The 11902-nt window shown below is 69.9% G+C and carries 11 protein-coding genes; 8 read left to right on the forward strand and 3 right to left on the reverse strand.

What is annotated here, in order from left to right:
- Positions 1 to 24 precede the first annotated feature (24 nt).
- A complete protein-coding gene (locus BJ975_RS06130) occupies positions 25 to 942 on the forward strand; it encodes a M50 family metallopeptidase (RefSeq protein WP_179424297.1) in 918 nt (305 codons plus the stop codon).
- Positions 939 to 1817, forward strand: a complete 879-nt coding sequence (locus BJ975_RS06135) for a tRNA (adenine-N1)-methyltransferase (RefSeq protein WP_179424298.1) — start codon at positions 939 to 941, stop codon at positions 1815 to 1817. The genes BJ975_RS06130 and BJ975_RS06135 overlap by 4 nt, the downstream gene beginning before the upstream one ends.
- 3 nt (positions 1818 to 1820) lie before the next feature.
- Here BJ975_RS06135 and BJ975_RS06140 read toward each other — a convergent pair whose 3' ends face one another.
- Positions 1821 to 2699 carry a hypothetical protein gene (locus tag BJ975_RS06140; protein WP_179424299.1) on the reverse strand — a complete coding sequence of 293 codons (879 nt, stop codon included), beginning with the start codon at positions 2697 to 2699 and terminating at the stop codon, positions 1821 to 1823.
- Positions 2696 to 3235 carry a hypothetical protein gene (locus BJ975_RS06145; protein ID WP_179424300.1) on the reverse strand — a complete coding sequence of 180 codons (540 nt, stop codon included), beginning with the start codon at positions 3233 to 3235 and terminating at the stop codon, positions 2696 to 2698. Before BJ975_RS06145 ends, BJ975_RS06140 begins: the two co-directional genes overlap by 4 nt.
- Before the next feature lie 140 nt (positions 3236 to 3375).
- Between BJ975_RS06145 and arc the strand changes: the two genes are divergently transcribed.
- From arc to prcA, 6 genes are all read left to right on the forward strand, one after another.
- Entirely contained in the window at positions 3376 to 5025 is a 1650-nt protein-coding gene (gene arc, locus BJ975_RS06150; RefSeq protein ID WP_179424301.1) for a proteasome ATPase, read from the forward strand.
- Positions 5026 to 5039: 14 nt separating this feature from the next.
- Positions 5040 to 5492: a GNAT family N-acetyltransferase gene (locus BJ975_RS06155; RefSeq protein ID WP_269302300.1), complete on the forward strand. Its 453-nt coding sequence runs from the start codon at positions 5040 to 5042 to the stop codon at positions 5490 to 5492.
- An 82-nt stretch (positions 5493 to 5574) separates the two neighbouring features.
- Positions 5575 to 7080, forward strand: a complete 1506-nt coding sequence (gene dop, locus BJ975_RS06160) for a depupylase/deamidase Dop (RefSeq protein ID WP_179424302.1) — start codon at positions 5575 to 5577, stop codon at positions 7078 to 7080.
- A gap of 16 nt (positions 7081 to 7096) precedes the next feature.
- Entirely contained in the window at positions 7097 to 7291 is a 195-nt protein-coding gene (locus BJ975_RS06165) for a ubiquitin-like protein Pup (protein WP_179424303.1), read from the forward strand.
- Complete coding sequence (gene prcB / locus BJ975_RS06170) at positions 7291 to 8103, forward strand: proteasome subunit beta (RefSeq protein WP_179428060.1); 813 nt, start codon at positions 7291 to 7293, stop codon at positions 8101 to 8103. Before BJ975_RS06165 ends, prcB begins: the two co-directional genes overlap by 1 nt.
- A 7-nt stretch (positions 8104 to 8110) precedes the next feature.
- Positions 8111 to 8803, forward strand: a complete 693-nt coding sequence (gene prcA, locus BJ975_RS06175; protein WP_179424304.1) for a proteasome subunit alpha — start codon at positions 8111 to 8113, stop codon at positions 8801 to 8803.
- A gap of 64 nt (positions 8804 to 8867) precedes the next feature.
- Here the strand turns inward: prcA and BJ975_RS06180 are convergent, their stop codons facing one another.
- Positions 8868 to 11720 (reverse strand): immune inhibitor A domain-containing protein, encoded by a 2853-nt coding sequence (locus BJ975_RS06180; protein WP_179424305.1) that lies wholly within the window; start codon positions 11718 to 11720, stop codon positions 8868 to 8870.
- Positions 11721 to 11902 lie beyond the last annotated feature (182 nt).

An 11902-nucleotide genomic window follows, 5' to 3' on the forward strand; every position in this document is an offset into this window, starting at 1 on the left:
CGACGACGCCAGTACGTTGTACCCATGAGTGGCGGTTGGCGCATCGCGCGCATCGCGGGCGCGGACATCGTCGTGCGTCCCTCCCTGCTGGTGATGGGCGTCATCCTGGTGATCGTCTTCGCGCCGCAGTTCGAGTCGCTCGGTGCGGGCCCCGACCCGTACCTGACCGCGATCGTCTTCGTCCTGAGCCTGTACGTCTCGGTGCTGCTGCACGAGCTGGCGCACCTCGCCGCCGCTCTCTGGTTCGGCATGCGGGTGTCCGCGGTCGAGCTGCACCTGCTCGGCGGCGAGACCCGGATCGAGGGGGACTCGCGTCACCCCTGGCAGGAGCTCGTCACCTCGATCGTCGGACCGCTGAGCTCGTTCGTGCTCGGCATCGCGGCGCTGTGGGGCGCGACCGCGACGACGGGCGCGAGCCACTCGGTGCTGTGGTCGGTCGGCTTCATCAACCTGCTGATCGCCGTCTTCAACATGCTGCCCGGCCTGCCGCTCGACGGGGGCCGCGTGCTGCGCGCCCTCATCTGGGCGGTCACCGGCAGCGAGGCCAAGGGCGTGCGCGTCGCCGGCTGGATCGGCCGCGTCGCCGCCCTCGTCCTGGTCGCCTTCGCCGTCCCGATGATGTTCGGCGACGACACGTTCGCGATCGGCCGGGCCCTGCTGCTGCTGGCCGTCGCCCTCTTCCTCTGGCAGGGCGCGTCCTACGCCCTCAAGCAGGGCGTCGCGCTCGCCCGGATCGGTGCGCTGAGGGCCGAGAGGCTCATGCGTCCCGAGCCGCCGCCGACCGGCGCGGTGCCGATCTCGGTCGACCTCAAGGGCCGCGACCTGCTGGTCGCGATGGCGGAGAATCCCTCGAACGCGTACGCGCTGGTCGACGACCGGGGCACGGTCGTGGGGACCCTCTTCGCCTCCACCGTCGACCGCGCCTATCGTGAAGCCGGATGAACCACCAACGCACCGGCCCCTTCGTCGAGGGTGAGTGGATCCGACTCTCCGACCCCAAGGGCCGCAAACACAACATCCAGCTCGTCGCCGGCAAGGAGTTCAGCACCAAGAAGGGGCAGATCCGCCACGACGACATCATCGGCCGCCCCGAGGGCATCGTGGTCGAGACGTCGCTGGAGTTCCCGTACCAGGTGTTCCGCCCGCTGCTGTTCGAATACGTCGTCTCGATGCCGCGCGGCGCCGCGATCATCTACCCCAAGGACGCGGCCCAGATCCTCGTCCAGGCCGACATCTTCCCCGGCGCGCGCGTGATCGAGGCCGGCGCCGGATCGGGCAGCCTCAGCTCCTACCTGCTGCGCGCCATCGGGCCCGAGGGACACCTCGAGTCGCACGAGCTGCGCGAGGAGTTCGCCGAGACCGCCCGCAAGAACGTCGAGCAGGCGCTCGGCGGCGTTCCGGACACCTGGACCCTCACGGTCGGCGACCTCCGCGACGCGGCGGACGGCCCCGAGGTCGACCGCATCATCCTCGACATGGTCGATCCGTGGACCTGCATCCCGCTGGCACTCGAGCGCCTCGTGCCCGGCGGCATCGTGTGCGGCTACGTCGCCACCACCACGCAGCTGTCGCGCTTCGTCGAGTCGCTGCGCGAGTCGGCCGGCTTCACCGAGCCCCATGCGTGGGAGACGCTCGTGCGCGACTGGCACCTCGAGGGCCTGGCCGTGCGTCCGAACCACAAGATGAACGGGCACACGGCGTTCCTCGTCACCGCGCGGCGCCTGGCACCCGGCCAGAAGCCGATGCCGAAGACGCGGCGCCCCGCTCCCGGCGCCTACGGCCCCGACTACGTGGGACCGCGTCCGGCCGACGTGTGAGGCTCAGCCGAGGTCGGTCACGAGCGACTGCACCTCGAGCACCGGCACCGTGACCGTGTCGCTGGACTCCATCGTCAGCAGCTCGTCGTTGCCTGCCGGCACCGCGAACGGCGCGCCGTCCAGCTCGAAGCGGATGTCGTAGAGGATCCGCATCGTGGCGACGTGCGAGCCGCTGCGGCGGAACGTCATCGAGCAGGCGTCCGACCGGGTCGTGACCACCGGACAGCTGATCGACTGCCCGGCGGCGCTCACGGTCATCTCACGCGGCTCGGCGATCGCCACGAGGCCGAGCGCCTCCGAGCCCACGATCGGGTTCGACGAGGCGCCCTCGGCCCACCACCACGTGTCGAGGTTGACCAGCGTGCGAGTCGGCGGGTTGTGGACGGGGGTCACGTCCGGGAGGACGATCCGGCCGTACGCGGCCAGCAGGCGGTCGCGCACCGAGACGGTCTCGAACTCGGTGTCCCAGTACCAGTTGCGGTACTCGGTGCCGTCGGGCCCGATGCAGCCGACGTAGATGACGTGGTCGGCGTCGTCGGGCTTGTCCGAGATCGAGTCGCCGCGCTCGCGGATCTCCTCGACGTCCTGGTAGACCGCGGGATCGTTCATGAAGCAGGCGCGATCGCCCATGCAGAAGTCGTCGTAGACGTCCTGGTAGGTGCACGAAGGGGTCGCGTTCCCGCCGCCGCCCCCGCCACCGCCGGAGTCGCCGCCGCCACCTTCCGACCACTGGATGCAGCCGTAGGTCGCCGAGCCGTCGGGCTGCTGGATGAGGCCCTCCTTCAGGCACACGCGGTCCGCGGCGGCGGGGGAGGCCATGAGGAACCCGCCCACGAGCACGAGGGTCAGGAGGGCGCCGAGGCGGCGTGCGAGGGCGGTCATGCGCCGCAGTCCTTCGCGGGCAGCTGGCTCTGGTCGATCGGCTCGGCGACGAGCCAGCGGTCGTCGACGCGGACCACCTTCATGCCGCGGGGACCCCAGCCGTTCTCGGGGTACTGGACCTCCTGGCCCTTCGGCTTGAAGCCCCAGCCGTCCTCGTTCTCGCAGACCACGAGCGTGGCGCTGTCGCCGGACAGGTCGACGACCTCGGGGTCCTTGACCTCGGACTGACCCACGCGGACGAGTCCGGACTCGGCGTACTGCCGCGCGAGCGCGCGCTCCTTCTCGATCCGGACGGGCGCGACGGTGGCCTCGTAGGCGTCCTCCGGCACCGTGCCCGAGTTCTCGATCGTGCGCTTCTCCTCGAGGAAGGCCGTGTACGCGGCGGCGACGGCGATCTCCTCGTCGTCGACCGTGGGGGAGGCCGAGGCCGACGCACTGGGACGCGGACCCGCCGGGTCGTCGTCGCCACCGCAGCCGCCCAGTCCCAGGCTCAGCGTCAGGGCGCACGTCAGCGTCAGGAGAGTCCCTCGAGTCATGGCCCACATCGTAGTCAGGACACGCCGTGGGAGCCTGCCCGTGCACCGCGCAACACGATCGCAACACATCCGGCGCGAGATGGACTGGTGAGGACGTGCTCGGCGGGTAGGGTCGTAGCAATCCCTCCAGGAGGTGTCACATGACCGGTAGCGAGTACACCGACAGGTACGCCGAGGCCCGCCTCGCCGACGCCGAGGCGCGCCTGGCCAGCACGGCCGCGCAGAACGAGCGCCTGACCTCCACCCTGCGGGAGGCGCGCGACCAGATCGTCGCGCTCAAGGAGGAGGTCGACCGCCTCGCCCAGCCGCCCACGGGCTTCGGCACGTTCCTGCAGCGCAACGAGGACGACTCGGTCGACGTCATGACCGGCGGCCGCAAGCTGCGGGTGAACGTCAGCCCCGCCGTCGACAAGGACGCGCTGCGCAAGGGCCAGGAGGTCATCCTCAACGAGGCCATGAACGTGGTCGCGGCGTTGGCGTTCGAGCAGATCGGCGAGGTCGTGATGCTCAAGGAGCTCATGCCCGACGGCGAGCGCGCCCTCGTCCTCGGCAACGCCGACGAGGAGAAGGTCGTCCGGCTGGCCGACACCCTCGCTCAGGAGCGCCTGCGCGCGGGCGACTCCCTGCTGCTCGACAGCCGCGCCGGCTACGTCTACGAGCGCATCCCGAAGTCCGAGGTCGAGGAGCTGGTCCTCGAGGAGGTCCCGGACATCGACTACACCAGCATCGGCGGCCTGGGCAACCAGGTGGAGATCATCAAGGACGCCGTCGAGCTGCCCTACCTGTACCCCGAGGTGTTCGTCGAGCACGAGCTCAAGCCGCCGAAGGGCATCCTGCTCTACGGCCCGCCCGGCTGCGGCAAGACGATGATCGCCAAGGCGGTCGCGGCGAGCCTGGCCAAGAAGGTCAGCGAGCGCACGGGGGAGGAGGGTCGCTCCTACTTCCTCAACATCAAGGGTCCCGAACTGCTGAACAAGTACGTCGGCGAGACCGAGCGCCACATCCGCCTGGTCTTCCAGCGGGCGCGCGAGAAGGCCGGCGAGGGCACGCCCGTCATCGTCTTCTTCGACGAGATGGACTCGCTGTTCCGCACCCGCGGCTCGGGCGTCTCGTCCGACGTCGAGAACACGATCGTCCCCCAGCTGCTCAGCGAGATCGACGGCGTCGAGGGACTGGAGAACGTGCTGGTCATCGGCGCCTCGAACCGCGAGGACATGATCGACCCGGCGATCCTGCGACCCGGTCGCCTCGACGTGAAGATCAAGATCGAGCGCCCCGACGCCGAGGCCGCACGCGACATCTTCAGCAAGTACTTGACCACGACGCTGCCGCTGCACGAGGACGACCTGCGCGAGTGGAACGGCGACCGTGAGGCGTGCGTGCACGGGATGATCCAGCGCACCGTCGAGCGGATGTACACCGAGAGCGAGGAGAACCAGTTCCTCGAGGTCACCTACGCCGGCGGCGACAAGGAGATCCTGTACTTCAAGGACTTCAACTCGGGCGCGATGATCCAGAACATCGTCGACCGCGCGAAGAAGATGGCGATCAAGGACTTCCTCGACCACCGCAGCAAGGGCCTCCGGGTCCAGCACATGCTGCAGGCGTGCGTCGACGAGTTCAAGGAGAACGAGGACCTGCCCAACACCACCAACCCCGACGACTGGGCGCGGATCTCGGGCAAGAAGGGCGAGCGGATCGTCTTCATCCGCACGCTCATCACGGGCAAGGGCGGCAACGAGCCGGGTCGGTCGATCGACACGGTCGCGAACACGGGACAGTACCTCTGACACTCGAACTGCGCGTGGTCCGCTACGACCACCCGGACGCCGTGAAGCTCACCGAGCTGGTCCAGGCCGAGTACGTCCGGCGCTACGCCAGCGAGGTGGGCGACTCCTCGCCGATGCACCCTGAGGAGTTCGACCACCCCAACGGGATCTTCTTCATCGGCTACGTCGACGAGGTGCCGGTCGCCATGGGCGGCTGGCGCCGCGGCGGCCCGGCGGGCGACACCGACGGCGAGATCAAGCGCATGTTCGTGCTCGACTCCCACCGCGGACAGGGCCTCTCGCGCCAGGTGCTGGAGGAGCTCGAGCGCAGCGCCGCCCGCCAGGGGATCCGCCGCCTCGTCCTCGAGACCGGCACCGAGCAGCCCGAGGCCATCGCGCTCTACCGCTCGGCCGGCTACGGCGACGTGCCACCCTTCGGCTACTACGCCGAGTACGACGACTCCGTCCACCTCGGCAAGGTCCTCTGACCGGTCCCCGGCCACATCTCGCGCGCCGGACGGCGCGCGCGTAGCCCGGGCGGGGCTCGCGTGACGACGTAGGCTGGCCAGCGTGAGCGTCCGACGAGTCCAGGGGTCCGAGGTCGAGTACGGCATCGCCGTGCAGGGCCAGCCCCAGGCGAACCCGATGGTGGCCGCGACCCACGTGGTCAACTCGTATGCGGCCGCGAACGGCCTCACGCGCCGCGCCCGCTGGGACTACGAGGAGGAGAGCCCGCTGCGCGACGCGCGTGGCTTCGACCTCGGCCGTGACGCGGCCGATCCCTCCCAGCTCACCGACGAGGACATGGGCCTGGCCAACATCATCCTGACGAACGGCGCCCGCCTGTACGTCGACCACGCCCACCCCGAGTACTCCAGCCCCGAGGTCACCAGCCCCCTCGACGTCGTGCGCTGGGAGAAGGCCGGCGAGCTCGTGATGCTGCGCGGTGCCCGGCTGGCGGCACGGGTGCCCGGCGTCGCGCCGATCATGCTCTACAAGAACAACGTCGACAACAAGGGCGCCGCGTACGGCTCGCACGAGAACTACCTCATGCGTCGCGACGTGCCGTTCCTGTCGATCGTGCGCCAGCTGACGCCGTTCTTCGTCGGCCGCCAGATCATCACCGGCGCGGGCCGCGTCGGCCAGCACCAGGACGGCAGCGTCCACGCGTTCCAGATCAGCCAGCGCTCGGACTACTTCGAGGTCGAGGTCGGTCTCGAGACCACGCTGAAGCGACCGATCATCAACACGCGCGACGAGCCGCACGCCGACCCGAAGAAGTACCGGCGCCTGCACGTCATCATCGGCGACGCGAACCTGTCGGAGACCTCCATCTACCTCAAGCACGGCACCACGTCGCTCGTGCTGGCGATGATCGAGGCCGACGCGCTGCCCGAGCCGCTCGAGCTGGCCGAGCCCGTCCGCGCGCTGCACCAGATCTCGTACGACCCCACCCTGCGCACCACCGTGCAGCTGGCCGACGGGCGCAGCATCACCGCGCTGGAGCTGCAGGAGCACTACCTCGAGCACGCCCGCAAGTTCGTCGAGAGCCAGGGCGACGACGACCCGCAGACGCTCGACGTGCTGGACACGTGGGAGTCGGTGGTCACCCGCCTCGCGGACGACCCGATGAGCCTGGTCCGCGAGCTCGACTGGGTGGCGAAGCTTGCGCTGCTGGAGCAGTACCGCGAGCGCGACGGCCTCGACTGGGACCACGCGAAGCTGCACCTGGTCGACCTGCAGTACCACGACATCCGCCCCGAGCGCGGGCTCTACCACCGGCTGGTGGCCGCCGGGCGCATGGAGCGGCTGCTCGAGGACGCCGCGATCGAGGAGGCGGTCACCGAGCCGCCGCGCGACACCCGGGCCTACTTCCGCGGCCGCTGCCTGCAGCGGTTCTCCGCCGACATCGCCGCGGCGTCGTGGGACTCGGTGATCTTCGACCTGCCCGGACACGACTCGCTCCAGCGCGTGCCGACGATGGAGCCGCTCAAGGGCACCGCCGAGCACGTCGACGGACTGTTCCAGCGCGTCGGGAGCGCCGCAGAACTCTTCCGGGCCATCACGGGCCGCTAGTGGATAGGGTGGAGACATGGCCGAGCAACAGCAGAGGACGACGCGCAAGAGCGACGTCGACGAAGAGCAGGTCGAGACCACCGAGGTCGATGCCGAGCGCAAGGAGAAGCTCGACGACGACGTCGACTCCATCCTCGACGAGATCGACGACGTCCTCGAGGAGAACGCCGAGGAGTTCGTGCGCAGCTTCGTCCAGAAGGGCGGGCAGTGATGCTCGATGGAGGCTTCCGCGCCGTCGGATCCTCCTCGTTCGCCGAGTTCCTCGCCACCCAGGCTCCTGACCTGCTCCCGAGCGCCCCGGTCGGCACCGTGTCCGGCCTCGACGTGACCCACGGGACCACGATCGTCGCCGCCACGTTCGACGGCGGCGTCGTGATGGGCGGAGACCGCCGCGCCACGATGGGCAACGTCATCGCGCAGCGCGACATCCAGAAGGTCTTCCCGACCGACGAGTTCAGCTGCGTCGGCATCGCCGGCACCGCGGGCATCGCCGTGGAGATGACGCGACTGTTCCAGGTCGAGCTCGAGCACTACGAGAAGATCGAGGGCACCACGCTCTCCACCGACGGCAAGGCCAACCGGCTCGCGACGCTGATCCGCGGCAACCTCGGCATGGCCATGCAGGGACTCGCCGTGGTGCCGCTGTTCGCCGCCTACGATCTCGAGGCCGAGCAGGGCCGCATCTTCGCGTTCGACGTCACCGGCAACAAGAACGAGGAGCGCACCTTCCACTCGGTGGGCTCGGGCTCCACGTTCGCGCGCGGCTCGCTCAAGAAGCTCTACCGCTCCGGCATGACCGAGACCGATGCCGTCACGGCGGTCGTCCAGGCGCTGTACGACGCCGCCGACGACGACACCGCCACGGGCGGCCCCGACCTGACGCGCCGGATCTTCCCGCTCATCTCGGTGATCACCGCCGACGGCTACCGCGCGTGGGACGAGTCCAGGACCGCCGCGATCGCCGACTTGGTGATCGGCGGGCGCATGCAGTCGCCCGACGGCCCGTCCGCCCCGCTGACCTAGGAGCGCCATGACCACCCCCTTCTACGTCTCGCCCGAGCAGCTGATGAAGGACCGGGCGGACTTCGCCCGCAAGGGCATCGCCCGGGGCCGCAGCGTCGCGGTCGTCCGCTACGCCGACGGCATCGTCTTCGTCGCCGAGAACCCCTCGCGTGCGCTGCACAAGATCAGCGAGATCTACGACCGCATCGGCTTCGCCGCCGTGGGTCGTTACAACGAGTTCGAGAACCTGCGCATCGCCGGCGTCCGCCTGGCCGACATGCGCGGCTACTCCTACGACCGCAGCGACGTCACCGGCCGCGGCCTGGCCAACGCGTACGCGCAGACGCTGGGCACGATCTTCTCCAGCGGCGGAGAGAAGCCCTACGAGGTCGAGATCTTCGTCGCCGAGGTCGGCTCGAAGCCCTCCGCCGACCAGATCTACCGCCTGACCTACGACGGCTCGGTCGCCGACGTGCCGGGCTACGGCGTGATGGGCGGCCAGAGCGACAAGGTCGAGGAGTACCTCAGCACGCACTACCAGGCCGACCTGCCGCTGGCGGAGGCCCTGCGTCTGGCCCGCACGGCCCTGGGCAACGACGCCGAGCCCGCGCGCACGATCGCCCCGGCCGACCTCGAGGTCGCGGTGCTCGACCGCACCCGCAGCCAGCCGCGCAAGTTCAAGCGGCTCGGTCTGGCGCAGGTCGCCGAGCTCCTCGGCTGATCCTCTCGCAGCTGCACGCGAGGAGCGGGCGGATGGGCCAGGCCCACCCGCCCGCTCGTCTGCGTCACGGCACGGTCGGAGGAGTGATCCTCAGCAGTGCCGCCAGATTGCCCTTGAAGGCCTTCTCCACCTTCACGCCGGTGCCGAACCCGACCCCGTCGTCCGCGGGGTTGCCGGATCCGAGCGGCGTCACCAGGCCCACGTCCGTGCCGTAGAGGTCGGTGCGCGGGTTGCCGTTCTCGTCCACCACGCGGGTGCTGTAGGGCGCGTTGCCCACCGAGGGGACCACGGTCGAGGCGTCGGCGTCGCGGTAGAAGAGGCTGTCGCCCCGCACCTCGATGCCCGGGTACCAGCCGCGGTCGTCGGTGAACGACCGCACTGCCCGCTGCGCCCCGAAGCGGTTGCACGCCTCGCCGGTGAAGTCCGGCTTCGTCGTGCACTCGCGGAAGGCGTACGTGCCGAAGAGGTTGAACGCCGCGTTCGACGACTGCGGCCTCGACGGCAGGTTCTTCAGCGTGCTGGTGTCGTTGGCCGCGTTCGCCCCGGTCCGCCGGAGCGGGTCGAAGTGGCTGTCGACGATCAGCAGGCCGCCCTTGGCGCCCTCACTCGGCAGGGACGTGAGGTTGTTGAGGACGTGGTTGGCATCGCCGTACGACGTGTCGCGGTACCAGACCAGCGCGCCGGGCGCGTTGTAGCGGATCTTCTCGACCTTCCACGCACCGTCCTCGCCGAGCTTCTGGTACGTCGTGTCGTAGGCGTACTTCAGGCCCTTGTCGAAGCCGTCGAGGTTGCGCCACTCCACCAGGTAGTACTGGGCGTTCGACGTGGTGCCGCTGTCGATGACCCAGCCGGCGCCGCGGGCCTCGCCCGCCACCCACGAGTCGATCGTCGCGGTCCAGCCGTTGGCCCCGCCCTCGACGTCATCGGTGAACGTGGTCGCCCCGCCGCCGGTGACCGAGAAGTCGTCGGCGAACCAGCCGCGCTCGGTGAACGCCGCGTCGGTGGACTGCATCAGCCTGACCTGGATCGTCTGGCCGGCCCAGGCGCTCAGGTCGACGTAGTCGTGGCGCCAGCCGCCGGAGGTCCCCGTCAGGCCGTACCGCCGGTTGCCGAACGTGGCCAGGTTGCCGTTCGGGTCGGGGTAGTCGTCCGGGGTCGTGACCTCGGTGCCACTCTCGTCGTAGACCCTCTGCGGGGTCCACGTGGCGCCGCCGTCGGTCGAGACCTCGACGAAGCCGAAGTCCCAGTCCTGCTCGATGACGTAGTTGTTCCACATCCAGAACCGCGCGTCGGCCGCGTCGGGCACCTCGATCGAGCGGGACAGCGAGTTCATCGCCCAGTTCTGGTCGTTGTTGCCCCACCACATGTTCTCGCCGCTGTGCGGCTCGGCCCGGGTGACGACCTTGTCCGGCAGGTTGATCTTGATGCCGTCCTCGGTGCCCTTCGGCGTGCGGCTGGTCTGGCCCACCTTGACCATGCGCGACCGGTCGCCCGGATTGATCTCGAGCGGGTCGGCCCAGCCCAGCACCCACTTGTCCCAGATGCCCATGTGCGTCGGCATCGACTGGAAGATGGGGCCGGAGTGCGAGCCGGACGACATGAGGTCCCAGAAGTCGACGTCGGAGTCGCCGCCGCTGGCCGTGTCGTAGAGGTCCGGCAGGCCGAGGTCGTGCCCGTACTCGTGGGCGAAGACGCCGACGCCGGAGTCCTCGGGCTGCACGATGTAGTTCGACAGCCGCAGGTTCGTCCCCGGCACGGGGGCCCCGCCGGCCACGGCCGACGAGTGCGCCCAGATCGCGTACGGGCCCTCGGCGCCGCCGCCACCGGACTTGTCCTCGCCGGCGTGCACGAGGACCACGTGGTCGATGATGCCGTCGGGCTCGAGGAGGTTGCCGTCACCGTCGACGTCGCCCTGGTCCTCCAGGTCGTAGTCGGCCCACGGGAAGTTCGGCTGCGCCTCCGCCAGCGCCGCGACCGCGTCGATCGGCAGCTGGCCGGGGCCGAGCGGGTTGTCCGGGTGGCCCTGCATGTCCTGGACGGCGCCGTAGACCCACTCGCCGTTCTCGTCCTGGTGGCAGACCGTGGCGCCGTAGTAGGCCTCGGAGTGGTCCACGGTCACCCACGGGGTGGCGGTGCCGCCCACGGTGTAGGCGCCCTTGGACATCTCCTCGTACATGTTCTTCATCGTGTACCCGGAGATGTCGATGCCGCGCCGGCCGTCGGGACCGCGCAGGTCCGGGCGGACGCGCTGGGTGATGCCCTTCTTGGAGTAGAGCATCGCGTTGTAGTGCGCCGGCGAGAAGTCCTTGACCCACATCGAGTTGTTGTCGGGCAGGTCGCTGTTCGCCGGGTTCGGGATCTGGTTGTGCGTCGGCCCGTTCTGCACGGTGCCGGGCACGCACGTCTCGGCGCCGTAGCCATCGGGGACGTACTGGCCGGTGAAGTCGTCGTTCGCCTGCTCGTTGAACTCCACGAGGATCGTCAGCAGGCGCGCCTGCTGCGTGGACCTGGCCTTCTTGAACCGCTGGTCGCGCACCTCCTTGGGGCTCTTCCCGGTGCGCAGCGACTCGGCCTCCACGCGCGCCAGCTGGCGCGCCGCGACCGGGTTGCCCTGGCTGTGCTTGCGGTCGACCTGCTTCGCGCGCTCGAGCATGCGCTGCTGCTGCTGGGCCTTGCCCTTCGCGACGCGCCTGCCGTTGACGCGCAGCGCCTGGTCGGTGCCGGACGACTCCTCCGCGCGGGGTGCGACGTAGTTGATGTAGCCCGGCAGCGGCCGGGCGGCCGCATCGCCGGCCGGCGGGGGAGCGGCCCCCGCCGTGGTGCCCGAGCCGAGCGCGAGCCCGGTCGCCGTCAATGCCAGCGTCGACGCGCCGATGAGCCAGAGCCCAGCCGCGCGACGAGTTCGATGAGTGGTCATGCTGCTCCTCCCCGACCGGACCCAGGTCCGGTGTCCGTGCCCCCGTGGACGGACTCTTGCCATCCTGCGCCTCCGGCCGCCGGTTGGGAAGTCCCCCATGTGAGACGGGTCACACGCGCGTCACGGATCGGGACGGCCCGTCGAGATGCCGTGCGCGTGCGGCATGCGGGTCTAGGCTGGCG

This window comes from Aeromicrobium tamlense, assembly GCF_013408555.1.
In the GTDB taxonomy this organism is placed as follows: domain Bacteria; phylum Actinomycetota; class Actinomycetes; order Propionibacteriales; family Nocardioidaceae; genus Aeromicrobium; species Aeromicrobium tamlense.